Annotated in this window: 36 protein-coding genes and 5 pseudogenes; 21 read left to right on the plus strand and 20 right to left on the minus strand. The window is 50.2% G+C overall.

Features of this window, described 5'->3' with window-relative positions:
• The first annotated feature begins 96 nt into the window (after positions 1-96).
• Together HV261_RS12205 and cutC are read left to right on the plus strand one after the other, a co-directional pair.
• The gene (locus HV261_RS12205) at positions 97-663 is read left to right on the plus strand and encodes a VOC family protein (protein WP_202038388.1); all 567 of its coding nucleotides are present in this window, start codon (positions 97-99) and stop codon (positions 661-663) included.
• A 3-nt stretch (positions 664-666) separates the two neighbouring features.
• On the plus strand, positions 667-1,413 hold the full coding sequence (gene cutC / locus HV261_RS12210; protein WP_202038389.1) for a copper homeostasis protein CutC: 747 nt from the start codon (positions 667-669) through the stop codon (positions 1,411-1,413).
• 231 nt (positions 1,414-1,644) lie between these two features.
• On the opposite strand, the gene cmoB is transcribed toward cutC, so the two are convergent.
• The 17 genes and pseudogenes from cmoB to HV261_RS12300 all read right to left on the minus strand — a co-directional run bounded on the left by cmoB (position 1,645) and on the right by HV261_RS12300 (position 12,033).
• Positions 1,645-2,613 (minus strand): tRNA 5-methoxyuridine(34)/uridine 5-oxyacetic acid(34) synthase CmoB, encoded by a 969-nt coding sequence (gene cmoB / locus HV261_RS12215; protein WP_202038390.1) that lies wholly within the window; start codon positions 2,611-2,613, stop codon positions 1,645-1,647.
• Entirely contained in the window at positions 2,610-3,353 is a 744-nt protein-coding gene (gene cmoA, locus HV261_RS12220; protein ID WP_137381564.1) for a carboxy-S-adenosyl-L-methionine synthase CmoA, read from the minus strand. The genes cmoB and cmoA overlap by 4 nt, the downstream gene beginning before the upstream one ends.
• Before the next feature lie 40 nt (positions 3,354-3,393).
• Positions 3,394-3,789, minus strand: a complete 396-nt coding sequence (locus HV261_RS12225) for an MAPEG family protein (RefSeq protein ID WP_003833847.1) — start codon at positions 3,787-3,789, stop codon at positions 3,394-3,396.
• Between the two features lie 52 nt (positions 3,790-3,841).
• Complete coding sequence (locus tag HV261_RS12230; RefSeq protein ID WP_442781064.1) at positions 3,842-4,651, minus strand: DUF72 domain-containing protein; 810 nt, start codon at positions 4,649-4,651, stop codon at positions 3,842-3,844.
• The gene (locus HV261_RS12235; RefSeq protein WP_202038391.1) at positions 4,594-5,907 is read right to left on the minus strand and encodes a tyrosine-type recombinase/integrase; all 1,314 of its coding nucleotides are present in this window, start codon (positions 5,905-5,907) and stop codon (positions 4,594-4,596) included. The genes HV261_RS12230 and HV261_RS12235 overlap by 58 nt, the downstream gene beginning before the upstream one ends.
• 58 nt (positions 5,908-5,965) lie before the next feature.
• The gene (locus HV261_RS12240; RefSeq protein WP_003839185.1) at positions 5,966-6,202 is read right to left on the minus strand and encodes an excisionase family protein; all 237 of its coding nucleotides are present in this window, start codon (positions 6,200-6,202) and stop codon (positions 5,966-5,968) included.
• Between the two features lie 40 nt (positions 6,203-6,242).
• On the minus strand, positions 6,243-6,812 hold the full coding sequence (locus HV261_RS12245; RefSeq protein ID WP_191235582.1) for a 3'-5' exonuclease: 570 nt from the start codon (positions 6,810-6,812) through the stop codon (positions 6,243-6,245).
• A gap of 1 nt (position 6,813) precedes the next feature.
• Positions 6,814-7,377, minus strand: coding sequence for a hypothetical protein (locus tag HV261_RS27665; RefSeq protein WP_442781065.1), 564 nt, complete (start codon positions 7,375-7,377; stop codon positions 6,814-6,816).
• Positions 7,378-7,493: 116 nt separating this feature from the next.
• The gene (locus HV261_RS12260; RefSeq protein ID WP_020838478.1) at positions 7,494-7,733 is read right to left on the minus strand and encodes a hypothetical protein; all 240 of its coding nucleotides are present in this window, start codon (positions 7,731-7,733) and stop codon (positions 7,494-7,496) included.
• Positions 7,733-7,909 (minus strand): annotated as a pseudogene (locus tag HV261_RS12265) (ead/Ea22-like family protein); the annotation flags it as partial. The pseudogene HV261_RS12265 and the gene HV261_RS12260, both read right to left, overlap by 1 nt.
• 133 nt (positions 7,910-8,042) lie before the next feature.
• Positions 8,043-8,387, minus strand: coding sequence for a hypothetical protein (locus tag HV261_RS12270; protein ID WP_125112487.1), 345 nt, complete (start codon positions 8,385-8,387; stop codon positions 8,043-8,045).
• A pseudogene (locus HV261_RS12275) lies at positions 8,384-8,637 on the minus strand (hypothetical protein). Before HV261_RS12275 ends, HV261_RS12270 begins: the two are co-directional and overlap by 4 nt.
• Positions 8,634-8,810 (minus strand): hypothetical protein, encoded by a 177-nt coding sequence (locus tag HV261_RS12280; RefSeq protein ID WP_001253786.1) that lies wholly within the window; start codon positions 8,808-8,810, stop codon positions 8,634-8,636. Before HV261_RS12280 ends, HV261_RS12275 begins: the two are co-directional and overlap by 4 nt.
• Positions 8,798-9,337, minus strand: a complete 540-nt coding sequence (locus HV261_RS12285) for an HD family hydrolase (RefSeq protein ID WP_202038392.1) — start codon at positions 9,335-9,337, stop codon at positions 8,798-8,800. Before HV261_RS12285 ends, HV261_RS12280 begins: the two co-directional genes overlap by 13 nt.
• A 128-nt stretch (positions 9,338-9,465) precedes the next feature.
• Positions 9,466-10,293, minus strand: coding sequence for a YfdQ family protein (locus HV261_RS12290; RefSeq protein ID WP_202038393.1), 828 nt, complete (start codon positions 10,291-10,293; stop codon positions 9,466-9,468).
• Positions 10,294-10,349: 56 nt separating this feature from the next.
• Complete coding sequence (locus HV261_RS12295; protein ID WP_001515608.1) at positions 10,350-10,721, minus strand: YfdP family phage-associated protein; 372 nt, start codon at positions 10,719-10,721, stop codon at positions 10,350-10,352.
• A 652-nt stretch (positions 10,722-11,373) separates the two neighbouring features.
• Positions 11,374-12,033, minus strand: coding sequence for a LexA family protein (locus HV261_RS12300; RefSeq protein WP_000845984.1), 660 nt, complete (start codon positions 12,031-12,033; stop codon positions 11,374-11,376).
• A gap of 92 nt (positions 12,034-12,125) precedes the next feature.
• Between HV261_RS12300 and HV261_RS12305 the strand changes: the two genes are divergently transcribed.
• The 10 genes from HV261_RS12305 (at position 12,126) to HV261_RS12350 (ending at position 19,429) form a co-directional block, all read left to right on the plus strand.
• Positions 12,126-12,329 carry a Cro/CI family transcriptional regulator gene (locus HV261_RS12305; RefSeq protein ID WP_000278289.1) on the plus strand — a complete coding sequence of 68 codons (204 nt, stop codon included), beginning with the start codon at positions 12,126-12,128 and terminating at the stop codon, positions 12,327-12,329.
• A gap of 22 nt (positions 12,330-12,351) precedes the next feature.
• Positions 12,352-12,903: a YmfL family putative regulatory protein gene (locus tag HV261_RS12310; RefSeq protein WP_003826142.1), complete on the plus strand. Its 552-nt coding sequence runs from the start codon at positions 12,352-12,354 to the stop codon at positions 12,901-12,903.
• A 172-nt stretch (positions 12,904-13,075) separates the two neighbouring features.
• Positions 13,076-13,255 (plus strand): DUF4222 domain-containing protein, encoded by a 180-nt coding sequence (locus HV261_RS12315; RefSeq protein WP_024135702.1) that lies wholly within the window; start codon positions 13,076-13,078, stop codon positions 13,253-13,255.
• Positions 13,245-14,102 carry a conserved phage C-terminal domain-containing protein gene (locus HV261_RS12320; RefSeq protein ID WP_202038394.1) on the plus strand — a complete coding sequence of 286 codons (858 nt, stop codon included), beginning with the start codon at positions 13,245-13,247 and terminating at the stop codon, positions 14,100-14,102. Before HV261_RS12315 ends, HV261_RS12320 begins: the two co-directional genes overlap by 11 nt.
• Positions 14,099-14,980: a phage N-6-adenine-methyltransferase gene (locus HV261_RS12325; RefSeq protein WP_202038395.1), complete on the plus strand. Its 882-nt coding sequence runs from the start codon at positions 14,099-14,101 to the stop codon at positions 14,978-14,980. Before HV261_RS12320 ends, HV261_RS12325 begins: the two co-directional genes overlap by 4 nt.
• Positions 14,973-16,685: a DNA cytosine methyltransferase gene (locus tag HV261_RS12330; protein ID WP_202038396.1), complete on the plus strand. Its 1,713-nt coding sequence runs from the start codon at positions 14,973-14,975 to the stop codon at positions 16,683-16,685. Before HV261_RS12325 ends, HV261_RS12330 begins: the two co-directional genes overlap by 8 nt.
• Entirely contained in the window at positions 16,682-17,080 is a 399-nt protein-coding gene (locus tag HV261_RS12335) for a RusA family crossover junction endodeoxyribonuclease (protein ID WP_182269535.1), read from the plus strand. Before HV261_RS12330 ends, HV261_RS12335 begins: the two co-directional genes overlap by 4 nt.
• An 86-nt stretch (positions 17,081-17,166) precedes the next feature.
• Positions 17,167-18,054: an ORF6N domain-containing protein gene (locus tag HV261_RS12340; protein ID WP_226814010.1), complete on the plus strand. Its 888-nt coding sequence runs from the start codon at positions 17,167-17,169 to the stop codon at positions 18,052-18,054.
• Positions 18,051-19,046 (plus strand): DUF968 domain-containing protein, encoded by a 996-nt coding sequence (locus tag HV261_RS12345; protein ID WP_202038397.1) that lies wholly within the window; start codon positions 18,051-18,053, stop codon positions 19,044-19,046. Before HV261_RS12340 ends, HV261_RS12345 begins: the two co-directional genes overlap by 4 nt.
• A gap of 17 nt (positions 19,047-19,063) precedes the next feature.
• Positions 19,064-19,429 carry an antiterminator Q family protein gene (locus tag HV261_RS12350; RefSeq protein WP_086539062.1) on the plus strand — a complete coding sequence of 122 codons (366 nt, stop codon included), beginning with the start codon at positions 19,064-19,066 and terminating at the stop codon, positions 19,427-19,429.
• A 22-nt stretch (positions 19,430-19,451) separates the two neighbouring features.
• Here the strand turns inward: HV261_RS12350 and HV261_RS12355 are convergent, their stop codons facing one another.
• Positions 19,452-19,874, minus strand: a complete 423-nt coding sequence (locus tag HV261_RS12355; protein WP_003826156.1) for a hypothetical protein — start codon at positions 19,872-19,874, stop codon at positions 19,452-19,454.
• Positions 19,875-20,136: 262 nt separating this feature from the next.
• Positions 20,137-21,006 (minus strand): LAPAL motif-containing putative phage structural protein, encoded by an 870-nt coding sequence (locus HV261_RS12360; protein ID WP_061381724.1) that lies wholly within the window; start codon positions 21,004-21,006, stop codon positions 20,137-20,139.
• A 297-nt stretch (positions 21,007-21,303) separates the two neighbouring features.
• Between HV261_RS12360 and HV261_RS12365 the strand changes: the two are divergent.
• The 7 genes and pseudogenes from HV261_RS12365 to HV261_RS12395 form a co-directional block, all read left to right on the plus strand.
• Positions 21,304-21,441 (plus strand): annotated as a pseudogene (locus HV261_RS12365) (phage holin family protein); the annotation flags it as partial.
• Positions 21,425-21,658, plus strand: a pseudogene (locus HV261_RS12370) (Rha family transcriptional regulator); the annotation flags it as partial. The pseudogenes HV261_RS12365 and HV261_RS12370, both read left to right, overlap by 17 nt.
• Before the next feature lie 151 nt (positions 21,659-21,809).
• Positions 21,810-22,307 carry a hypothetical protein gene (locus HV261_RS12375; RefSeq protein ID WP_000423994.1) on the plus strand — a complete coding sequence of 166 codons (498 nt, stop codon included), beginning with the start codon at positions 21,810-21,812 and terminating at the stop codon, positions 22,305-22,307.
• A gap of 444 nt (positions 22,308-22,751) precedes the next feature.
• Positions 22,752-23,030, plus strand: a complete 279-nt coding sequence (locus HV261_RS12380; RefSeq protein WP_016150433.1) for a phage holin — start codon at positions 22,752-22,754, stop codon at positions 23,028-23,030.
• Positions 23,002-23,550 carry a lysozyme gene (locus HV261_RS12385; RefSeq protein ID WP_115601849.1) on the plus strand — a complete coding sequence of 183 codons (549 nt, stop codon included), beginning with the start codon at positions 23,002-23,004 and terminating at the stop codon, positions 23,548-23,550. Before HV261_RS12380 ends, HV261_RS12385 begins: the two co-directional genes overlap by 29 nt.
• Entirely contained in the window at positions 23,547-24,062 is a 516-nt protein-coding gene (locus HV261_RS12390; RefSeq protein WP_142710296.1) for a DUF2514 domain-containing protein, read from the plus strand. The genes HV261_RS12385 and HV261_RS12390 overlap by 4 nt, the downstream gene beginning before the upstream one ends.
• Positions 24,059-24,289 (plus strand): hypothetical protein, encoded by a 231-nt coding sequence (locus HV261_RS12395; RefSeq protein WP_000990801.1) that lies wholly within the window; start codon positions 24,059-24,061, stop codon positions 24,287-24,289. The genes HV261_RS12390 and HV261_RS12395 overlap by 4 nt, the downstream gene beginning before the upstream one ends.
• Before the next feature lie 75 nt (positions 24,290-24,364).
• Here HV261_RS12395 and HV261_RS27525 read toward each other — a convergent pair whose 3' ends face one another.
• The gene (locus HV261_RS27525; protein ID WP_213083834.1) at positions 24,365-24,538 is read right to left on the minus strand and encodes a YnfU family zinc-binding protein; all 174 of its coding nucleotides are present in this window, start codon (positions 24,536-24,538) and stop codon (positions 24,365-24,367) included.
• A 135-nt stretch (positions 24,539-24,673) separates the two neighbouring features.
• On the opposite strand from HV261_RS27525, the gene HV261_RS12400 reads away from it, so the two are divergent.
• Complete coding sequence (locus HV261_RS12400; protein ID WP_202038398.1) at positions 24,674-24,877, plus strand: hypothetical protein; 204 nt, start codon at positions 24,674-24,676, stop codon at positions 24,875-24,877.
• A 28-nt stretch (positions 24,878-24,905) separates the two neighbouring features.
• A pseudogene (locus tag HV261_RS12405) lies at positions 24,906-25,070 on the plus strand (DUF2514 family protein); the annotation flags it as partial.
• Between the last annotated feature and the right edge of the window lie 240 nt (positions 25,071-25,310).

Consider the following 25,310-nt stretch of genomic DNA (forward strand, 5'->3'; position numbering starts at 1 on the left):
TATAATTATTCATACCCGTTCGAAAAAATCAGCAGTTGGATGGGACTACGCAACAGAGTAAATTAGCGGCTTTGAACATCGATATGAGCTTTCATTATGGCGAACTGGCAAACAGTTACAGAACTGCATGATATTTCCGCAGATTTACCACATTTCATTCAAGCGTTAACGGAACTTTCCACCCGTCTGGGTCTGGATATTTCATCGCTGGATGCCGATCATATCTCTTTGCGCTGCCATCAAAATACCACCGCAGAGCGCTGGCGTCGGGGATTTGAACAGTGTGGCGAGCTGCTATCGGAAAATATCATTAATGGCAGACCGATTTGCCTGTTCAAACTGGATGAGCCGGTTTGTGTCGCGCACTGGCAGTTTTCGGTGGTTGAGTTGCCATGGCCGGGTGAAAAGCGTTACCCGCACGAGGGGTGGGAGCATATCGAAATCGTTCTGCCCGGTGCGCCGGAAACACTGAACGCTCGTGCGCTGGCGCTGCTTTCTGATGAAGGATTGAGTCAGCCGGGGATTTTCGTGAAAACCAGCTCGCCAAAAGGAGAGCGTGAGCGTTTACCGAATCCGACACTGGCGGTCAGTGATGGCAGCGTCACCCTCAAATTTCATCCGTGGTCAATTGAAGCGATTGTCGCAAGCGAGCAACAGGAGTGAGTGATGGCATTACTGGAAATCTGCTGTTACAGCATGGAGTGCGCACGCACCGCGCAGCGTCAGGGGGCTGATCGTATTGAATTGTGCTCGGCGCCCAAAGAAGGGGGATTAACGCCGTCGCTGGGGGTGTTGCGCTCAGTACGCCAGCATGTCTCTATTCCGGTTAATCCCATTATCCGCCCGCGTGGGGGCGATTTTTGTTACACCGACGGTGAATTTGCCGCGATGCTTGATGATATCGCGATGGTCAGAGATTTAGGTTTTTCAGGACTGGTGACCGGGATTCTCGATGTGGACGGGAATGTCGATATGCCACGTATGGAAAAAATAATGGTTGCTGCGGGCCCACTAAATATCACGTTTCATCGGGCCTTCGATATGTGCGCCAACCCATTAAATGCGCTGAATAAATTGTCCGATTTGGGCGTCGCCAGAGTGCTGACTTCCGGGCAAAAATCAGATGCAGCGCAAGGTTTAACAAAAATAATGGAACTTATTGAGCAGGTGAATGCTCCAATCATTATGGCCGGAGCGGGGGTTCGCGCCGCGAATTTATCCCTGTTCCTCAACGCTGGAGTGCAGGAAGTCCACAGTTCTGCCGGAGTATGGCTGGCTTCACCCATGCGGTATCGCAATTCGGGGTTGTCGATGTCTTCGGATACGCAGGCGGATGAATATTCCCGCTATGCGGTAGACGGGACGGCGGTTGCTGAAATGAAGGCAATCATTGCGCACCACCAGGCCAGCTGATTTTTACCGTTGCATCATGTCGCCCAATATGATGCTTGCTCGTACCAGGCCCCTGCAATTTCAACAGGGGCCTTTTTTTATCCTTCTCCTGCATATTTCGGTCTGCTACTGCGTTGGCTTTCCTCGCGCACCCCGGTCACGTAGTTATCTACGCTCCCGAGGATTTGCTGCGTCGCCGCCTTGTCGCAAACCGAACTATTTTGGAGAAAATGTGCCACCAGTCAAAAATGACTAGGGCTTACGCGCAATCAATACCGCACGTAATGGGGCAGGGTAACCTTCCAGCGTTTTACTGCTGTCATTCGGGTCGAGGAAGTCGGCCAGCGATTCGGTTACCATCCATTCGGTGCGACGCTGCTCTTCTGTGGTAGTGACACAGACATCGGCGATACGGACATCCACAAATCCACATTTTTCCAGCCAGTTTTTCAGCGCCAGTGCGGATGGAATAAAGTAGACGTTACGCATTTGCGCGTAGCGGTCGCCTGGTACCAGAACGGTATTCTCATCACCTTCAACCACCAGCGTTTCCAGCACCAGCTCTCCGTCTTTTACCAGTTGATCTTTCAACTGCCAGAGATGTTCCAGTGGAGAGCGGCGGTGATAGAGCACACCCATAGAGAATACGGTATCAAACGCGTTCAGTGCCGGAAGCTGTTCGATACCCAGCGGCAGCAGGTGAGCACGCTGATCGTTACCCAGCAGTTTGCGCACGGCTTCAAACTGACACAGGAACAACTGCGTAGGATCGATACCGACGGCCAGGTGCGCGCCCGCGCCAATCATGCGCCACATGTGATAGCCACTACCGCAGCCCACGTCGAGAATGGTACGCCCGGTCAGATCGGATAAATGCGGCAGAACGCGATCCCACTTCCAGTCGGAACGCCATTCGGTATCGATATTGACGCCGTACAGCGAATATGGACCTTTGCGCCACGGCATGAGATGACGCATCAGCGTATCAATCCGTTTGATCTGCCCTTCGCTGAGCGGCTCCTCGCTTTCGGCAGTCACACTATGCAGTAAATCCAGACGATGCGGCGTCAGTTCCGGCAGAAACTCCACGGCATTCGACCACTGCTTAAACAACCCATGTTGATCGCGCTGCCAGGCGGCGATTTGTGCCGGGAGCGTTTCCAGCCAATGGGAAAGATGGTTTTTGGCAATCAGCTGATAAAAGTTACCAAAGTCTGTCATGCCGCAACCTCAGATTTCAACGCGACCAGTGACCCAAAGTTGAAGCACTGGAACCACAGTTCGCTGTGCTCAAAACCCGCCTGATGCAGACGTGCTTTGTGCGTTTCAACAGAGTCAGTTAGCATCACGTTTTCCAGCATGCTGCGCTTCTGGCTGATTTCCAGTTCGCTGTAGCCATTGGCGCGTTTGAAGTCGTGGTGCATGTTGAACAGCAGTTCGCCAACGTTGGCATCTTCGAAGCTGAACTTCTCGGACAGCACCAGCGCACCGCCGGGGTTCAACCCCTGATAAATCTTATCCAACAATGCCTGGCGCTCAGGTGGTTCAAGGAATTGCAGGGTAAAATTCAGCACCACCATCGAAGCGTTTTCGATAGTGATGTTGCGAATATCGCCTTCGACCACGTCAACAGGCGTGGGGGCTTTATAGGCATCGATATGACGACGACAGCGTTCAACCATCGCCGGCGAGTTATCAACGGCGATAATTTTGCAATTCTCATGATGGATATTGCGACGCACTGAGAGCGTCGCTGCGCCCAAAGAGCAGCCCAGATCGTAGACCTGCGTGTTGGGTTGTACGAAACGTTCGGCCAGCATGCCAATCATGGAGATGATATTGGAATAGCCGGGAACGGAACGCTGGATCATATCCGGGAAGACTTCAGCTACCCGTTCATCAAAGGTCCAGTCACCCAGACTGGCGATAGGCGCAGAAAAAAGCGTGTCGCGGTGAGACATAACGTAAAAATCCGGGAAAAATAAAGTGGCGTATTGTGCGCTAATGCAGGGAGAAAACCAACTCCCAGGGCATATACCAAAGATTCGCCAGCACCATTAGCAACAGTGAACACCAGGTGGCGCTCATGCCGGAACGACGCCAGCGGAAAAGACGATGATGGAATCCGTAATAATGCATCAGTCGCCCGGCTATCAACATCAGCCCGCAAATATGCACCATCCACGTTTCAGCGCCGTTCATTTCCATAAAAAGCAGCAGCACTAATGCAACGGGAATATATTCCACTGCATTGCCGTGAATGCGGATAGCGCTTTGCAGCTCACTAAAACCGCCATCACCATAGGCAACGCGGTACTGCATGCGCAGGCGAACGACGTCAAAGGAGAACTTTATTAACAATAACGCACCCAGGACGGCATATAGCGCGCTTACCATACAAACTCCCTTTTAAAATGGCTGCTGGCATTGACTATGATAGGTGGCATTTTCAGAAAAGAGAAGATTGCTGTGGAATCGAGGGTGCTGATCCGATCTCTGGCAGGGCACTACGCAAATCCGCCCATAGCGTGTCTACCAGCTCTGGCGCCTGTGCGATATCCGGCGTGTGCAAAAACAGATATGGCGTGGTGGTCTGTTGCCAGAGTGACAACTTTGCCAGCCAGGCGGCAAAGAACTGCCGATTTTGTGTCATGTTATCACTACCGATAAAACGGACCATCGGGTGGTTTGCCGTGACTACCGCATGGACCGGGACCTTCGGTTTCTTACGTTGAGCGTCGCGTATCGCTTCCGTGTGTGGGATCGCGGCATGGACCGGACGACTGTCTAAAATGACCCGATTAACCCTGCGTTCATGCAGACCCCGATTGAGCTGAATCTCTGATTCACCTTTCGCAAAGAAATCCGGATGACGAACCTCGACACCGTAGGTAAACGTTTTAGGGAGAGCATCGAGGAATTGCCACAGGGCAGGGAGGTCACGCGGGCCGAACGTGGCAGGTAGCTGCAACCAGTATTGTCCGATACGGGCATCCAGTGGTGACATGCGCGTAAAAAATTCCTGTACCAGGTCATCGCAATTACGCAGTGCGGCCTGATGCGAAATGGTGGCCGGGAATTTGAAACAGAAGCGAAAATCGTCGCTGGTTTGTGCAAACCAGCGGTCAACAATCTCGGCTTTCGGCAAGGCGTACAGCGTGGTATTACCCTCCACACAGTTGAAGTGGCGGGCGTTAGGGGTTAACTTACTGATTTTAATAATCCTCTCATGCTGCCTTGTGGCCTTTGGGGCATCAATGGGGCAAAATCTGCCAGCTTCTGATTCAGCATTGCGATCTGCTCTGCGCTGCTGTCAGCCATCCATGCACCGTAAACATTGAACACCATCTGCGCGCTCGCATGCCCCATCTGACTGGCAATAAAACTTGGGTTTGCACCAGCAGATAATGACCAGCACGCATAGGTGTGCCGTGACTGGTACGCCTTTCTGTGTCTGATCCCTGCACGCTTTAATGCCGCTTCCCATGAGTCGCCTACAGAATCGACCCGGTAGATAAATCCGACCTGCTTACTGCGTCTGACCATATGCGGGTTAAAGACGAATGTACACTCATGGTTCACCGAACGGCCGTACTCACGTAACTGCACTTCAATGTGATATGGCCTGCCCAGCCTTGTCATTTCAGCCTGATTTTTCAGGATACTGATTGCGGGCTGGATAAGATGCACCACTCGATCTGTGCTTGCCTCGGTTTTCGGTAGAGTGAACTCACCAAGTTTCGTATAATTACGTCTGACGGTAATTGTTCCAGCCTTCAGGTCGATATCTTCCCAGGCCAGGGAGACCAGTTCCCCGTGACGCATTCCTGTGTAGACTGCTAATGACCACAGGTTTTTCGTCTGCTGATGCCGGCATGCATCTATCAGGCGAATAAATTCGTCTCGAGTTAGCGGATCTGGCTCTGCCCTGGCTTTTTTCAGAGGCTTAATTCCTTCGAATGGGTTCACCTCTAAGTAACCGTGATCCGCAGCAAACTGAAACATTCCAGCTATTGTCGTCATGTAATAATTTACAGTAACAACGCTCCGCCCCTTTGCTGGTTTTTTGCCATTCCCCGGATTTTGATAACCGGTCAGCAACTCCTTCCTGATGTACAGCAATTCCTCTTTGGTTACCGTTGACACCAGGCGGTTACCTCCGATCCTTGGAACTACATTCCGCGCGACAGATTCATAGCGATTGAATGCGTTCGCACAGATTTCCATCCGTTTCAGATCCAGCCATTTCTCTTCAAGTTCTTTCACTGTAATTTCTTTTTTACTTACACCAAAAGCCTTGAGGTTAGGGGAGTCAGGAAACTGTGTTGCATAATCAAAGGTTCCTGTGCGGATGGCAAAACATACTGATGTCCGCAGTTCCCCGGCTATCTTCCTGTTCTTAGCGGTGTCAGGGACACTGAGACTTTCCCTGACACGCTTACCTTTAAAATTAAACCAGATGCGTAGTGTGCCACCGTGGTTTTCGACGCCTGTTGGATATGTGACTTTATCCATTGGTGTTACCTCCAGACGCCCAAGAGCGATACGAGCTTACCTTTTTCATGGCATCAAATCATCCTGGCTGCTTGCTTTTCATTGAAGCGACCCAGGCATCTACAGCCTTTCTGTTATACATGCACTCACTGGAAGGTTTAGGATTTCCGTCAGGCGATACGTGGATATACTCCCTCCCAATCATCCAGCATTCTTTTCTGGCACGGAGGATGGTTCCGGGTTTGAGCCCGGTAACCGCGATCAAAACGCTTTCACAAACCCAATCGTTGGGAGCTAACTGGAAAATATTGCTCATAGTTATTTCTCCATTATCCCGGCTGCACCCGGGGAAAACTTTAGCTGTTGCTGGTGGTTGGGATTAGTTTCTGCCAAATCGCTGAAACATATTTCGCCTGGTGGCGGGCATCAGCCAGTGCGTTATGTGCAACCCCATCAAATGGCATATCACGCTTAGGATCGAAACCTACAGCTCTGCCTAATGTGACGATGGTTCTGACGTCGTGATCATTCCAAAATTGCCACGGGCAAACCTGGCCGGCACGCTCATATGCGCCGCGCAATATAACGTTGTCGAAAGTAGCTCCATTGCCCCAAACCTTTAAATATTTTGGGTTATCAGAATGCCGATTAATGAAATGGCTCAGTTCAGATAGGGCAGACGATATCGGCATCGCATCATCAACACAGATTGCTGATCGTGCTTCTGAGCTTTGTCTTAACCACCACAAAATAGTGTCACCATCCGGCACCGCTCCCTGCTCCATAGCGCTTTCAAGATTAACGGCGGTGTAAAACTCCTGACCAAGATCACCGCTTTGCGGATCGAAGAATACGGCACCAATGGAGACAATAGGGGCATTCGGTTTTTTGCCCATGGATTCGAGGTCGATCATTAAATTGTTCACGTTATACATTCTCCTGCTGCGGTGCTGCTGCGAAATGTTCGACACCTTTAGCCCAAATAGCTTTGATGGTCGTCCATGTGACAGGAACGGTGATTTCAATTCTTCCGCTTCCGTCGCAGGTTTCGCAATCATCATCACCAAAACACTCTGGGCAGTTTATAAATTTCGTTTCTGAAAACTCACCGGACAGCACACCCTTTGCGCCGTTCTCGGCGGTTAGCCTCTTAGGCACCAAAGCCAAACCATCTGGAGTTACCGGAGAGTTGCCAGCCTGAAGCATGGCGGAGCGGACGGTTCGAGCTATGCGTTCTCGCAATTGCTGTGTTCCGTGATACTCCACGGTAATATCGCGCAGGTCGTTTACCAGTTCGCGGATTTGATGGTCTTTCATCGGTTCCGGCGCTGGCGGTGCGGTGTAGACCTCAATGACGCCGTTATCGATGGGCCACTCACCATCCTTGATATAATCCGAGGTTCCTTCCACCTGCTGATCTGAAATGTGGAATGCGCCAATCGGTTCGGCGGTAAGCGAGGCCCTTGCGATTTCAGCAAGACGCAAATCCATTTCAATATCTCGCAGGATTTCACTATCCTGCACAAAGCCCAGTGCATAGCGTGCTGACGACATCTGCTCTTCCAGCCGCTTGAGTAACTGCTCTTTGGTGAATCTGGTAATAGTGGTCATAGTGTCATGAGTTCCATTTTTTTGATGATTTCTGAATGGCAGTCTTCCTCGACCTCATCACAAGCCAATTCATTCAAGGCCTCAATAACTACATCGCGTTGTTCTGGACAGAAGAAATCATCGCGGTAGTCGGCCCACAGAACAGCCGAAAGACGCCCACCGAGAATCTCGGTTGCCGCTGATACAACAGGCTCTGCGCCATCCTTGAAATCGACAACAAAAGTTACCTTTCCCATCACCTCTCCTTTACGCTGATGCCAGCGGCGCGTATTTCGTGGATCGCATTGTCATTACCAGAACACCAACCCTCAGCATAATCACGGCTAAATCCGCTCATGTGCATGACTTCACCGACGCTGCGCTTTGGTAGGTTGACCGTCAGCGCCTCCAGTTCTGCTATGCGCTTCTCTGCGGCTTCCAGCTCATCCAGCAGGCCTTCAAACTCATCAGTCGAAAGGTGCAAAAGCTTAACCCCGGATTTAAGTGCCGTATCGAGATAGTTGCGCATGCGCGGTGCCTGTTTGTTGAGTGCTGTCATTGGGCTGTTAGTCATTCCAGGCCTCCAGCTCGTTCTGGATTTCCTCGTCGATCTCGTCATTGGTGGCGTCTTCGTTCAGATAGTCACGAGCTTCTTTGAGATACTGTTCACGGCGTTCGTGGTACCAGGCAGAGAACTCCGGCGACCACCCTCGATTAGTCTCCTGAAAATCTACCATCGCATTATCCTCTGCCATACGCTCTACCATGCAATCAGCGGTAGTCAGGGCACATTCCCGGATGTAACTGCGAAGGTGGTGCTTACGCCAATACGGACTGTGTTTCGAGTCGCAGCGGCCTTTAAATTCGACGGTCCAGCGACGGATGCAACGTGCGTTCAGAGATTTACTCATTGTGCAGATCCCTTTCTGGCTGTGTTTAATAGCTGGTTAAACATCATGGTTAAGCTGTTACTGCACCCAAACGGCATATCGTTAACACGGTAAGTAGGAATTCCCTTGCGAACACCAGACTTCACGATCCGGCCGGTGCCATAGAGTTGCGATAATGCGCCAGCGACCGCGGGTGTCTTTTGTTCATACCTTTGGCGATTTCACCGCTGGTGGTATTCGGATGAGCCTGGAGATATTCAAATACGGTCATGGCGTTTTACCTTTACGTTCCTGTTCCAGTTGCACCAGAGACTCTTTTAATGCTGCGAACGTAGCGTCCAGTCTGGTGGCGACTTCGCGCATAAGCGGCGCATGTTTTGGTGGCAATTCAGCAACGGAGGCAAACGCCTCCGCTACGAGTTCTTTTACCTTCATGCGGCGCATTGGCGCAGCTCCACCAGTTCGTTAAAGCGGTTCATGAACATGCCGTATGACTGGCCAGGACGAACTGGATTGATAATGAATAAATCCGTTGGGACAACTCCCTCGAGGCATGGCCACACGGAACCTTCGTCAACCTCAAAATCGCGGCGTTCGCTGGCGAGCATCACCAGATCGGCATATTTCACAGTTGGGTGTTGTTCCGTCGGTAGGCCAAATTTCTGGCGAATAGCTGCGTCTACGCGAGCTTCTATCAACTGGTAATCCGGTAGCAGGCGTTTAAGAGGCGAGGGGATATCCTGCAGGTAGGCTTCGGCGGCATCATGAAGCAGTGCTTCTAATGCAAACTCCTGCGGAACGAGGTGACTGGTTAAAACGCTATGCTGGCCGACGCTGTAAAACTCAGGAAGATGCCCTGCAAAGCGGCAGATATGAGACAACGCGGTGGCGATATCTTCGATCACGATATCGTCCTGTTGGATATCGAGGTAATTAAAATGTTTGCCGGATAAAGTCTGAATATAGCTCATGGTTTTCTCCATATTGGCGCGCTGCACCGCGCAGATTTTGGTTGCACGAATCCCTCGCCGGGTGGCGATAATTAATGGAATTACGCTTCAATAAATCCCCGCGGCGCCGGGGATTTAATGCAGAGCAATTACGCTTTAAAGTTACCGATGAAAGTTTCCACTGATCCACTGTCTAACTTGCTGATCAGCAAATCGCGGAATTCGTTGGCGATCGCTTCTTCCTGGGCTTCCAACTGGACGATACGCAGAACAAAGCAGGGTTCATCGCTGGTCAGCAGGCTGTTACGCAAGCTAAAGCGGCGTTCGCCCAGACCTTCATACGGCACACATTTGAACTCGAACGCCACAGGCATTACGTCTTTGCTGCTTGCTTCAACGCTTTGCATCAGAGATTTTTTACCAGCGAAATCACCAGTTTCATGGTCCTGCTGTGTTGCTTGCTGAATAGTGATACGACGCACAGCCTGAGCCGCCTGGGAAATCTGCATCGTATTGCCATCAGCATCAAACGCCAGCAGGTAATCGCTCCAGTCTTCCAGCCATTCAGCGATTTGCTTTTGCTTCAGGCGTTGACCATCGATCTGCAGTAACGCTCGGAACGGGGCGGTTTTCTTCAGGGTGATTGAAGCAACGTTATCGGCGTGACCGGGATTATCCCGGGTTCCGATGTTGAACACTGAACGGGCGGTCATGTTGTCAGCATCAATGAAGCAACGAGCTGGCTCGCTGTCGCTGGCGTAACCTTTAGAATAACGTGCGAAGTCGTCAATACTGGTTGTGGTCATTGCGCCACGAAAGCGGAAACGCTCCAGAGAAAAGCGCTCGAGGCTTTCAACGGTAGTACCCTCTGGCAGTAATGCGGTCGGGCAAGCCAGGTCCTGAATATCATTCAGGTGATAACCGGAAAGAACCAGGTCTTTGACCTGCTTGAATGTGCCGCTGTCTAACTGAGACATAAAAATTCCTTAATTGCTGATGTTCGAAGTGGTATCAGTGAGTTTGTTGCTGCGGATCACTGAGCCGCTTTAAGCTTTCCATCCACCGCGCCGGTGATCCCGAATAGTTGCCCCTGATCTTCCTGCAGGATGGTGAGCTTCCCGCCTTTGTTGACCCACATAGGGGTTTCGGTTGTGTCCTCTTCGGAGGCTTTCCCACGCGGTGTCGGGGTGCTGTAGTTCAGCTTGTGCTTGATCTTGACGCGCTTCTCTTCGACGGAATTACCCATGCGCTCAAAATCAAAGGTGAGGACTACTTTGCCTTTGTTGCCGTTGTTCAGAACGCCAAGCGCGGTGGTATTAAGTGCTGCCGCGATTTTGTTCATGAAGACGCCGGCATCCAGTTCGCCAAGAAAATCTGGCACTACGGTCATGCGGTCATTACTCATGGTTTTACCCTCGTTAAGGCGGCTGCCACCGCCGAACTTTCTCCATACACAACAGAGAAGGGCACCTGCATTGGTCGGCGGCTTGCAGAGACCGCTTTCTTTTTGCCCGGGTGGATTGGGTTATGAGCCCGTCGCCCGGTGATGCCCTTTTCTGTTGTGTGTCGGGCTTCCACCGACTCCCATCTGTTTTTAAATGCGCTCAGATATCGTCTGGCCTGTGCTGGTCTTTCCCTGCCGTCAGCGTTCTACTTCACGCCGTCACTGCCGTCGAGGGAGCTGGCATCTCTCCGTTTTCACAGTTGAACGTCTGCCGCTGTTGTCGGTGCTGGTACCGCCACTGTCCAGGACATTTATAAGGACCGTCTCCAAGTGGTAACTCTTCCAGTCCCGGTAAGAACCCTGCGAGATGCTTACCATGACCGGCTGATATTCCCTGAAAAAGGCTGGCGGTAACCAGACAAAAGGGAAAACACTGGGCCGCCAGAATAGTGATACAAGGCATTTGTTATCTTCACCAAACGTACCAATGATTACGTTTGATGATTTAAATGTACCTTTAGTTACCTTTTGGGTCAAGCGAGTAATGTACTTTATGTTACCTTGGGGAATGTAAAAAAGCCGAGGCTATGCTCGGCTCTTAATTTTGAAGGGATTAAATGTTTTGAGTGATTTGTACAACTTTTCCGACAATGCGACAGTTACCATCAATTTGGATTGGCTTAAATAACGGATTCAGTGGCATTAGGTATGAGTAGGGGCTATCCCAAACTAATTTTTTAACCGTTGCTTCTGATGTCCCATCCAATATAGCAACGACTATTTTCCCATATAGATCATCAAGCTGCCCATAATGGGGCTCGACTATAACAATAGAACCTTCAGGTATAGATGGAAGTCCTTGCGGGTTAGTCATCGACTCACCGCGGACTACTAACCCAAACGCTTCATCCGATACATTTGCAGTTGTTTGAGTCCAGGAAATCACGTCTGTAAGTCTTGAGCAGGCATAGCTATCCGTCCATAAACCGGCTTGAACTGCCGATATGATCGGTACAGCTACAGGGGGTTTCAAAAAAGGCACGACGCGCGTGTCGTCAATGGCCTCATCACCGCTTCCATAGAGTATCCACTCTGGTGTTGTTGATAGAGCCTGAGCCAACTGGTGAAGGTTCTCACCATCAGGCTTTGTCGTGCCGTTTTCCCATTTTGTAACCGATACACGGCTTACACCAAGCTTTTTAGCCAGTGCTAATTGGGTTATATCCAGCTGGATTCGTCTGGATCTGATGCGGTCTTTCATCTCTGTTTTCATGTAACCAATGTTACACCCTTTGCTTGTAACTGTTGTTTGCTATTTAATGTACCTTTTGTTACCTTTGGTTCATTCATCACACCGGAGGAACTATGTATAAGTCCGAAGTCGTAAAGCATTTTGGCGGTATCTCTAAAACCGCTGTTGCTTTGAATATCTCACACCCTGCCGTATGTCGTTGGGGAAAGGTCATCCCTGAGAAGCAAGCCTTCGTAATAGAGAGAATTACTAATGGGAAACTTAAGTATGACGCATCCCTATATCACAAGGTTACAGGCGTATCTGCTAACCAGTAACCACAGAAAAAAGGAGTAAGCCGTGGGTAACGAACCTATTTGGAAAGTCGAACGTCAGCCAGCCTGGCTGGTGGCGGCGATAAAAAAAACGATCACCGATCTACCTGGTGGTTATGCCGAGGCGGCGGAATGGTTGGGCGTGACAGAGAACGCATTGTTTAACCGCCTTCGTGTTGACGGCGACCAGATCTTCCCACTGGGCTGGGCAATGGTTTTACAACGTGCTGGTGGTTCAACTCATATCGCTGATGCCGTTGCGCGCCATTCTCAGGGCGTATTTGTACCACTGGCAGATGTTGATGATCTGGATAACGCCGATATAAATCAGCGCCTGATGGAGTCCATCGAATGGATAGGCCGTCATTCGAATTTTGTACGTAAAGCCACGGCTGATGGGGTAATTGACGCAGATGAGCGTGCTCAGATTGAGGAAAACAGCTATCAGGTTATCGCGAAGTTCCAGGAGCACGTAACGCTTCTTTATCGAGTTTTTTGTGTCGCTGAAAAGAGTGACGCCCGCGAGTGTGCAGCTCCGGGCGCCTTGGCGAACAACTCTTCGAGTATGGAGAAATAATCCGCATGAGCAGTTTAACGGCTTTTGACCGTCTACCGCAACTCAGGATGATCCCGGTTTCGGGTACTCCGTTGTTTCGGTATGAACGCAGATTATCAAACCGCTGGGTTCCGTGTAACCACAGTAGGGCGGTTTCAATTGTGGGGGTCTACAACCGGAGGGCAAAACGCCTGTGCGCGAACTTAACCGAAGGTTCAAAGACAACCGCGGAGTGCCAGTCCGTGTTATCCGCTGGGAGCCAGAAACACAGCGCGTTATCTATCTGCGTGATGGCTACCCGCACGAATGTTTCAGCCCACTTGAGCAATTCAGGCAGAAGTTCAGGGAGATAACGGACGATCATGAGCACTAAATTAACCGGCTACGTATGGGATGGTTGCGCGGCGTCGGGCATGAAGTTGTCTAGTGTCGCGATCATGGCTCGCCTCGCTGATTTCAGCAGCGATGAGGGAGTGTGCTGGCCGTCCATTGAAACTATTGCTCGCCAGCTTGGCGCAGGGCCGAGCACTATCAGAACGGCAATCGCAAAGCTTGAAAAAGATGGCTGGCTCACGCGTACACAGCGCCGTAATGGTAACCGTAATGCGTCGAACGTGTACCGCCTGAATGTGGAGAAACTTCAGGCTGCCGCATTTTCTCAACTGTCAGATTCTGACACGTCAAAATCTGACGCATCAAAATTTGACGCCTCAAAAACTGACCCGTCGAAATCCGTCAAAAACGGCGGTTTTGACCCGTCAGAATCTGGCGGGGATCCGTCAGTAAAATCAAAACAAGATCCACAAGTAACTTCAAAACCCTCTTGTCCGGTTGCGGCGCAACCAGACCCTGAAGTCGTGATTACTGATCAGGCAATTTTGGTTCTGACCCATTTGAACCAGATCAGCGGATCCAGGTATCAGAAATCAAAAACATCCCTGGAGAACATCCGTGCCCGACTGCGTGAGGGATACAGCGTTGCAGACCTGCAACTGGTTATCGACCTGAAGCATGAGCACTGGCACGAGAACGACGAGCAGTACCAGTACATGCGCCCGGAAACGCTGTTCGGCCCGAAGAAATTCGAGAGCTATCTGCAAAGCGCTACCCGCTGGGAGCAGAAGGGACGGCCTAAACGCGCTGACTGGGGGGCGAAAAAGCGCGATGTGATGGCTTTTGGTCCGGTTGATACAACGATTCCAGAGGGGTTCAGGGGATGACGTTAAACAAATATTGCCAGTCGCTGGCGGCACTACGTAGCCAACCAGCCCACGAATTGAAAGAAGTTGGCGATCAGTGGCGAACACCGGATCTGCTTTTTTGGGGGATCAACGCGCTATTTGGTCCATTAGTTCTGGACTTGTTTGCTGACGCCGACAACGCGAAATGCCCGGCATGGTACACCGCCGAAGATAACGCGCTGACGCAGGACTGGTCTGAACGTCTGGCAGAACTGGGTGGCGCGGCGTTTGCCAACCCTCCATATAGCCGCTCGCAGTATCACGACAAGCAGGCGATCACGGGTATGACACACATCATGAATCACACCATGGACATGCGTGAAAGAGGTGGTCGCTATATTTACCTGGTGAAGTCTGCCACAAGTGAAACATGGTGGCCGGAAGATGCCGATCACATCATGTTTATTCGTGGTCGTATTGGGTTCGATCTGCCTGTGTGGTTTGTACCTGCTGACGAAAAACAGAAACCCACCAGCGCGTTTTTTGCCGGTGCCATAGCTGTATTCGATAAGTCGTGGCGGGGTGAGCGGTTCAGCTATATCAACCGCACAGAACTGGAGGAAAAAGGGCGGGCATTTATGGCTTTGGCTCAATTCGCCGTTGGTAAAGAGCAAACAATTGCAATGCAGGCAGCCAGGGAACCAGCAGCAACACCGGAAACTGAGTCACGAATCTGGCCTCTCGAGGTTGGTCTGGTGTTTAACCAGGTGGAAGGCGTTGATGTATTGAGCGAGGCCCAGCAGAACAAACTGAAAGCCAACATCAATCAACTCTGGCTGGAACGAACGGCCACCAGCGAAATTATCACAATTGCGCGTGGTCTTGTTGGCAGCATGCAGGGGGCAACCCATGCGTGAGATTATCGTTGATAACTTTGCTGGTGGCGGTGGTGCATCAACGGGTATTGAACTGGCGATCGGACGCAGCGTGGATATTGCTATCAACCACGACGAAAACGCCATTGCGATGCACAAGACGAACCACCCTGACACACTGCATTACTGTGAATCCGTATTTGACGTGGATCCGGTAGCCGCCACCGGCGGTAATCCTGTTGGCCTGGCATGGTTTAGCCCGGACTGCCGACACTTCTCAAAGGCCAAAGGTGCAAAGCCTGTCAAAAAAGAGATACGCGGTCTGGCATGGATTGTTCTGCGTTGGGCACTGGCGAAGCGACCGCGCGTGATGATGCTGGAGAATGTGGAAGAGTTTAAAACGTGGGGACCGCAGCTGGCCGATGAAATGCGTCCAGACCCTGCCCGCACTGGCGAAACATTCAATGCTTTTGTCGGCATGCTTTCCACAGGCATTCCTGCCGATCACCCGGCACTGGCAGAGGTCTGTGAATTCCTTGCTATTGATCCTGGCAGCACGCAGGCCAAACAGCTGGTGGAAGGGCTTGGATATGATGTTGATTATCGCGAACTTCGCGCGTGTGATTACGGCGCGCCGACGATCCGCAAACGCTTCTTCATGGTTATGCGCTGTGATGGCTGCCCAATCCAGTGGCCTGCTGTTACCCATGGGGATCCTAAGTCTCTGGAGGTGCAGAGCGGCAGGCTGATGCCATGGCGTACCGCGGCGGAATGTATCGACTGGAATGTTCCGGCCCTGTCCATCTTCGACCGCAAAAAACCGCTGGCGGAGAACACACTTAAGCGGATCGCGCGCGGCATACAGCGCTTTGTTATCGAGAGCGCGTCGCCGTTCATCGTTAAGTGCAACCACACGACGACCAAAGGGAAATACGACTGTTTCCGTGGGCAGGCGCTGAGAGAGCCTCTGCAGACCATTACGAAAACCCACGGCTACGCGTTAGCCGTTCCACACCTGACAAAGTTCCGTACCGGTGCAACCGGGCAGCCCGTTACCGAACCTGTCCCGACGGTAACAGCTGGCACATCAAAACGCCCGGGCGGGAATGGGCATGCTCTGGGTATCGTTGAGGCAGCCATTGCGCCGTTTGTTGGTCGACAGTTTGGTGCGAGTGTCGGTCACCGGGCCGATGAACCGAGCGCAACTATCACCGCTGGCGGTGGCGGTAAATCGCAATTGGTGGGCGCGTTCCTGGCGAAACACTACGGCGGTAACTATACGGGGCCGGGTGTCAGTATGGATGAACCCGCGCACTCAGTGACCACTGTCGACCATCATGCAGTAGTTGCCTCTCATCTGGTGAAACTGCGTGGAACATGCCGTGACGGGCAACGCCTTGATGTGCCTATGCCAACAATCACCGCTGGTGGCCAACACGTGGGTGAGGTGCGCACATTTCTCGAGACGTATTGCGGGGAAAGTGACGATGAATGGCTGGTAACGATCGATGGGGTTAAATACCAGATCGTTGATATTGGAATGCGCATGTTGCAGCCGCATGAACTCTACAAAGCGCAGGGCTTCCCGGATGGATACGTTATTGATCAGGACTACCGTGGAAATCGCTATGCAAAAGATAAGCAGGTAGCCCGCTGCGGTAATGCGGTACCACCACCATTCGCCAGGGCGCTGGTGGAGGCAAATCTTCCGGAACTGTGTGCAATGCAACAACAGGAGGTGGCATGAAACTTGTGCTCCCGTTCCCTCCGAGCGTGAACACTTACTGGCGCGCCCCTAACAAGGGGCCGCTGGCCGGTCGTCACCTCATTAGTGTTGATGGCCGTAAATACCAGAGCGCTGCCTGCGTGGCGATCATTGAGCAATTACGACGTCTCCCGAAGCCATCGACTGAACTGGCAGCGGTAGAAATCACTCTGTACCCGCCGGATGCGCGCCGCCGGGATATCGATAATTACAACAAGGCTCTGTTTGACGCGCTGACGCATGCGGGTGTCTGGGAAGACGACAGCCAGATTAAGCGCATGCTGGTGGAATGGGGGCCAATAGTACCGAAGGGAAAAGTTGAGATAACCATAACGGCATATAAAAAAGAGGTGGTTATATGTCCAGCTGTGGGTTGAATATTGGTCGATATGGCAGTAATGTCGGAAAGTGCAAGCGAAACGGGCGTGCAGGCCCTTCGCAACAATCAGAGTATGGAGATAATATGAGCAATCATCATGTTATGGGCACCGCTACGCCCAAAAATAGCACTTCATCAGTAATTTCCGTTAATCACTCATCGGTGCCGGTGATCACTTATCGCAATCAGCGCGTAGTGACTACGGAATCTTTAGCAAGCGGCTACGGTACAACAGCGCAAAACATCACGAATAACTTTAACCGCAATAAAATGCGTTTTGTTGAGGGTAAGCATTACTTTCGAATTGAGGGTGATGAAGTCGAAAATTTGCGCAACTCTTTCAGCAGTGTGCAAATATCATCAAAGGCTCGCAGCCTTTATCTTTGGACTGAGCGCGGCGCCTCCCGCCACGCAAAAATGCTTGAAACCGAATTAGCCTGGGACTTCTTTGAACAGCTTGAAGATCATTACTTCAATCTTCGTGAGGTCCACGGTGTCATGCTGCCGAATATGTCTGATCCAATAACCCTGGCGCGTGCGTGGGCGGATGCCATGGAGGCAAAACAGCAAGCTGAGGCGCTTACCCACCAGCAAGCCGAATATATCGAGCATCTCGAGAGCCTCTTCACTGATGGGCTTTCCCCAGTACAGTTCTGTAAACGTCTGAATGGCGTTAATACCTCAAAAATTAGCGCCTGGCTTGTTTCGATGAACTGGTTATATGACGACAATCCGGAAGGACGCAGCGCACAATGGCGTGTCCGGTCATACGCGCGTGATAAATACCTCACCGAGAAAAGCAGCAAAGTCTCTCCAAATTCAGCAGTCAGCTTTACCACCTATCAGCCGGTTCTGCTTCGGGAAGGGGCCACCTGGATCTACAAAAACTATCTGAAAGGGAAGCTTCCGATGAAGGTGACCTGGAACGGGAGCTTCACCCACGATAAAGAACTGGCTGGTGGCGACAATTGAGGGCATTACTCACACCTGAAATAGCCTCCCGTATGGGGATTGTGTTGTTTCGTCCCGGCGCGGAACTGATGCATCTCTTCATGCGAGGTCGCGTTCTGCTCGAGCCTGAACCAGAAGAAATGGCGTCATTCAGTACCGGGGCTGTTCCCGGAGTCATTCAGCCGCTGGCTGATGATCCGGTAATGCGGCAGGTCTTCGGGAATGAACGGGTTATACAGCGTGCCGGTGGGCTTTCTTCCCTTGAGCAGTGGCTGAGTTCACGGTTTGAATGCCAGTGGCCCCATTCATCGTGGCATGACAAGAACTTTACAACAATGCGGCACGAGCCAGGAAGCATTCGCCTGTGCTGGCATTGCGATCACATCCTGTCCGGGCAACATACCGAGCAGCTTGCAGATATAGCGGCAGGAAACCTGGTATCCTGGATTCTGGAAGTCATTCGGCGTGATTCTGGTTTTCCCGAGTCGCATATCCTGACACTACCGGAACTGTGCTGGTGGATGGTCAGAAACGACCTGGCTGATGTTATTCCGGAAAGCGTTGCGCACAAAGGGCTGCGCCTTCCGGATGAGAAGCTCCGTTCTGTCATGAGGGAAAGCGACATAGTGCCTTCCTCGTCAGCAACCAGACTCGTGCAGGAGAAGGCGAAGAAGATCCTCACGCTCTCTGTTGATCCTGAGTCGCCAGAGTCTTTTATGCTCAGGCCAAAACGTCGCCGCTGGATAAATGAGACTTACACCCGCTGGGTAAAAACACAACCCTGTGAGTGTTGCCGACGGCCAGCAGATGATCCGCACCATATCGTAGGGCACGGTATGGGTGGTACAGCAACAAAAGCCCATGACCTCTTCGTGATCCCTCTGTGCAGAGAGTGCCACGACGAGTTACACGCCGATGTACCAGCATTCGAGCAGAAGCATGGTACGCAGCTTGAGCTGCTACTGCGTTTTATGGATCGGGCGCTGGCGATCGGCGTAATTGCGAAAGCTTAAGTGTATGGAGAAAAGTGATGCGTGATATTCAAATGTTACTCGAAAGATGGGGCGGGTGGGCTGCCAGTGATAGTTCTGGCGTGGACTATTCTCCTATAGCTGCAGGATTTAAAGGGCTGTTGCCGCAAATAGGTAGCTCCCGACCGTCTTGTACTGACGATGATGCGCTGATCATCGAAGGGTGCCTGGCGCGATTGAAAAACCGAAAACCATATGAGCATTCACTTCTTGTTGCCCACTACCTATACGGAATATCTAAGAGGAAGATTGCGAAAGCGCGTAAAAAAGATGAGAAATTGATACGCATCGAGATACAGATGGCAGAAGGATTTATAGACGGATGTTTGGCTATGCTTGATATTCGACTTGACATGGATGATTGATTGTTAAAATCAAGACTGCCGGTTAGCCTTGAGGCCCGGCAGTATCTGGTAGTTGGCTCGAACGTGATGAGGCTTCAAGGATAGAGTCGCTGCCAATAGAAACGAGTATTTCAATTGTCTTGGCCTTTGCCTGCATCAGCCTGGCTTCAATTTCAGGGGTTAAATGCTCTGAGCTTAGCTGTTTTTCGATCTCAGCTAAATCTCGTTTACACTTCGCTCGTTTAGCTGCATCTTCTGGTGATTCAAACCCATGCCTAGAAATGAACCAATTCATCACGTAGGTAAGGACAGCAGCAACACCAGGCACAAGGGCATAAGCAACCGTCCTCCACACGCTGTTGGGGTCTGTAAGAACTGCACCAACTAAAACGCTGAGTATTGCTCCCCAACCACCAGTGGAAAGTGTCGCTTTTCCAGTACTTAAACCTTTACTTTGAGAACTCATTTTGGTTTTGAATTCTCCGAAATAGCCTCATCAATAAGGCTGGTAAGCATTTTGCCGTTTTTTCTTGGCACCTTAACTATGAGTGTTTTAGTTGTACCAGTATCTTCATCGTGATACCGGAACTCAAAGGTCCTGGTAGGAAACAATCGACGCCATAGCAAAGCAGATGCCGAATAGCAGAAACGACTAAAGGTAGGAATGATCATAATCACTCCTATCCAGAAGATCAGTTGCGCTATCTGCAAGTTTAATGCCACGTTAATCAAGCCTCAGCAGGGCGTTTTCGCTTAACTTTGGTTATAGCATACTTGGTTGAAGCATTACGTGCAGTGAAAGTTTTTGTTGTTTTGAGGTCAACGACAAACAAATCTTCTTTGGTGAAACTAACGATCCCATTTTGGACTTGATGTATAAAAAGTTGATCCTCAAACGAAACTGCATGTTCCTCTCCGAGGTACTCAATCCTCCAACCTTTTGTTCCTTCAAAGTTTATTTGGACGAATCTTACGTTTACTTCTTCCACTGATTCTTCTTTTTCCAGCAAAGTGCCCCTGGGAAGTGGTTTTATTTCCTCAGTTTCTTCACCTTCCAGGCGGACGACTTCGATACCGTCTTCATTCAGAACTTTGAACACTGCGCCTTCTTTCCCGTCTAAAGGTGCGCGCACAACGTTCACTAAAGCATTCCTAATTTCTGGATCAGTCACTAGCTTTGCTACAGAATCATGACAAACAATCTCTTCACCTTCGAGCTCAAGAACGGATTGGTTTGTACCTGCTCGTTTCGTGATGGAAATGACTTTCTTACTTCCCAACTGTCGAATTAACGATAATGCAGGTGCACCAATTGCTGCGCCGGCTAACCCTGTCAATCCGATCACTTTCGCAACATTGATTGCATGTGGGACAAGTTCCATCATCGTATAGGATACGCCGAGAGAGCCAGCCTCAGCCGGGTTTGTCACCATCAACTTCACAGTTTGTTGACCGTCGTTAAGCCGTTTATCGGCGGCTGAAATTAAATCAGCCATAGAACCTATGGAAATGCTAAGTGTTTTTGCATCAATTTTATGCTGTGCCAATTCAGTGTCTTCTGCATCATAGAAGATCTGAAAAGAAGTAGTATTGGTCACTATTTGCTCGCTATGGTTTGATTTTTTTCCATAAAATACCTGTTTTAATAATAAAAAACATTATTGCGGTCCGCAAAAAGTAATGTAACGTGTTAAGAGTGGTTACTTAGACGCGTACTTAACATCATTAAAAACCTCGCTACAGCGGGGTTTTGTCGTATTTAGGGCTGCCATTTGGCGGCCTTTTCTATTTCAGGCTCTGGGAATCACCCTTACTTTTACCTTTGCATAAGAGCCCAGAAGCCTGATCCTCCTTTCATCACACAGCGCCATCCGAAGAATCGGAGGTGAGAGACCATGAAAATGCATAACGACCCTCACTCCTGGACGGAGTTAATTGAGTTACTTCATAGCTGGTGGCGCGGTGATACGCCAATGGGCGCAGTTCTTTTATCGGTAGCGATGGCTGTACTGCGGATTGCGTATGACGGCGGCAAAATTTCGTGTTTACCACGACCTCGACAAAAAAGAGAACATCCGTGACTACCTGACGCCGGAGCAGATCCACTGCGTAACTGAGTTGCAGCGGGCCAATACAGTTTTCATTGGCATGGGCTGGGACTTTGAGCAGCGCAAAGAGGCGCTAAAGGGTGTATTTGATCGCAATCATCGCCAGCCGCTGATTGAAGAACAGCACAGTTTAGCAGCGTAATGAGCGTCACTTCGACACACAGCCTAATCATCGGAACCCTGCCAGTCGGCGGGGTTTTTGCTTTTCGCACTCAGTGTAAGTGAAATATAACCATGTGCTTTCAGGGTGAGTTACTATGCAGATTCCTTTCAAAAGTTGTCTGGAGAGTGGCATGGAATTAACATTTAAGGATCTGAAAGAAAAACGCACTAAACTGGTCGAGGCGCAATGGAAGTTACAGGATAAACTTCAGGAGAAGGCGAGCGAACTACTACGAGAGTATTCAGGTTCTCTTGATCTTACATCTCGTGAGTGGACTGGTTCTGACGGAACAAGATGGCCTTATGTGGACATTGGTATTTGGGAGGAGGAGGGGAAGTTCTTTCCTGTCTTAATCCCCCAACTCAATATGGACAGCCGTTACCACTTGAATTTCGTGATTGCAACCACTCTTGATGATTCTCCGCTAACAGGTGGCTACAGGCAGGGCGTAAGCATCTCACTCTGGTATGAGAACTCATCATTTTATGCTGAAGTAGGCTCAGGAGACGACGTCTCCCGTTTTTCTGTCTCATCTCAGCTGGGTGGATTTTATCAGGTATGCAACGCTATTAAGGCGTTAATTAGCTCTTCTATGGATCGCGCCATGCCAGATATTCCAGCGAATTAATAAAGCATAAACATCTTTCAGGGCTATGCAAATGCACGGCCTTTTCTATATCCCGTTGTGAAATGTTCGTGAGGCATGGGTTGTCAGCCAAAGGATCACCGGGAGACACCCGGCACCACGCATCCATTATTGCATAGCAAAAAGGCTCACAACGGTGGAACTTTTAGCAGGGCGAAAAAAAGCCCGCATTGGGTTGCGGGCATAACAGAGAACAAATAGCTAATATTCAAGTTGTCTTTCATCAACTTGTCAGAAGAATTTAACCTTAAGAAAAATTGATGTAAAGACAATATTGATTTCTGGTTACAGGCTGCGCATTTGCGTGGCCTTTTCTATTTCAGGCTCACGGGAATCATCCGCTACGTGCTTTGTTGATAAATCCAGCCCGTGAAGCCTGACCTTTTCATCACACACAGCGCCATCCGAAAAATCGGAGGTGAGGCTATGACCAGAATGAGCACCATTTACAGCAGACTTTCATATGGATCAGGAACCACGCTTGCCGGCTGCGGTGTATCAGCGAAGGCATATGCCGAAACAGCTAAAACAGCAAAAGAGGTGTCCTGGATGTTGGCCGACAGAATTGCAGGGTTAAGCCTGAGCGACTGGGCAATTATTGTCGGTATCGCATGCACCGTTATCACCTGTGCAGTGAACTGGTATTTCCGCTGGAAAGAACGGGAGGATCGGCGCAATGGCTATGCCACCAAAGCTGAAGAATAAACTGAGTGCAGCGGTCGTTGGTTTAATTCTTGCGGGGGCTTCCGCGCCCGTGATTCTCGATCAGTTTCTGGATGAGAAAGAAGGCAACAGTCTGACCGCATACAAGGATGGCTCCGGCATCTGGACTATTTGCCGTGGCGCCACGATGGTTGATGGTAAGCCAGTAGTTCAGGGCATGAAGCTGTCTGCTGAGAAATGCGATCAGGTAAACGCCATTGAGCGTGATAAGGCACTGGCGTGGGTTGACCGAAATATCAAAGTACCACTGACCGAACCACAGAAAGCCGGGATCGCGTCTTTCTGCCCATATAACATCGGTCCCGGAAAATGTTTCCCATCTACGTTCTATAAGCGAATAAATGCTGGCGACCGTGAAGGTGCCTGTGAAGCGATCCGCTGGTGGATAAAAGACGGTGGTCGCGATTGTCGTCTGACCAAAGGGCAGAAGAACGGTTGCTATGGTCAGGTTGAACGGCGAGACCAGGAAAGCGCGTTGACGTGCTGGGGGATAGACCAGTGAGCCTGCGCTATCAGTTCATTGTTATTTTGTTGCTGGTGGCCGTTGCATTCTTCGCGGGTAGTGTATGGAGCAGCCGCGGTTGGGAAAAGAAGTGGGCCGAGCGTGACAGCGTAGAATCATCGCAAACAGCGAACGCACAGACCGCCGCTCGCATGATTGAACAAGGGCGTATTATTGCCCGTGATGAGGCTGTAAAAGATGCACAAGCACAAGCCGCTAAATCCGCTGCCACTGCTGCTGGCCTGTCTGCCACTGTTAACCAGCTGCGTACCGAAGCAACAAAGCTTGCCACTCGCCTGGACGCCGCAAAGCACACCGCAGATCTTGCCACTGCCGTCAGAAGCAAAACAGCCGGAGCCGACGCCGCAGTGCTCGCCGACATGCTCGGACGCCTTGCAGAAGAAGCTCGATATTATGCTGAGCGATCTGACGAAAGCTACCGGGCAGGAATGACGTGTGAGCGCATTTACGACTCAGTGAGGCAGTCAAACAACAACAGGGTTAGAAGATGAACGCAGAAAACCTAAGTGAAGCGTATTACCTCAATAACGATATAAAAGAACTACAACTTCAGAAAAGCATACTGGAAAGTGGTGCCGGACTTGGTGTGACAATCCAGTCTACCTATCAGGATAACGCCTTTCTTGATGCCATACGCCCGCATGCAGTGGCTGAACTTGATCGCCGTATTGTGGAGAAGAAAAAAAACCTCTCCACTCTGGGTGTTACATTCTCTTAAATGAGAACAACAATAAAAGGTTATGTCTGCTTTGCCACATTCTGAGAGTATGAGTTTTATTTGGTAGTCAATCAGTTACTTTATTGGTTTGCTTTCCGATGGAAGATAGATGTTTCCACAGAAGGGGCAAATTAACGTTATATTGTTTTTTATTCTCGACAGACTGTGCTTTGACTGGCGGGAGCAATGAGGACAAGTACTTTTCACATGGCGTAAAGTACGCATCTTGATATCTTTGAGTATCGACATGTTGATTGTCCTGGTGGGCGGTTAACAACCATACACCACATGTTGGCTAATAGCTTCTTTTATAACCGTTACGATGTAGTCGTTAGCCATAATCAATCAAGCCTCGCAATAGCGGGGCTTTTTAACAACTGAGGAATGAGCGTTACAGTAGTTCTTACAGCTAAGCAGATTGAAGACCTGGCTGCCTTCGCAAAAGAAGATGGCCAGCCACAATATACCATCACTACCGGAACAATCCCTGAGTTCGAAGCGGATGATGGCGAGGTTATCCCTGAGTACACCGGGCTGATTGCCTATTCCGAGTCGCTAGAGCATAGCGTTCTACAGCTCGATAACTAACGAATCAACATAACTTTCCATCCGCCATGACACCACAATGCTCGTAGACATGCCAGGAAGCCTGGCAGAAGAAGCTCGATACCATGCTGAACGCGCTGATGAAAACTACCGAGCAGGAATGACATGTGAGCGGATTTATGAGTCCGTAAAAATACTAACAATGAACCGTAGAGGAAAAATAATAGCTCTATAAATTAAGATGTTGACGGTTTTCGTGGATAAATTTGTGAATTTTTACTATGAAGGAAATACGACTCTTCCTTGAGTCAAAATCCCTGACAACTTAGGGTGATAGATAAAGGTCTTACGCAGCATGACATAATTTTCGATTTAAGCTATTTAAATTAATTTTTAAGATCAAAACCCACTGAGATTTACTTACAAAACTAAACCTTGCTATGTCTGGTTAATCATGCGTTAATGAATGTCTGGT

It is taken from the genome of Citrobacter sp. RHBSTW-00671 (assembly GCF_014103415.1).
Taxonomy (GTDB): domain Bacteria; phylum Pseudomonadota; class Gammaproteobacteria; order Enterobacterales; family Enterobacteriaceae; genus Citrobacter.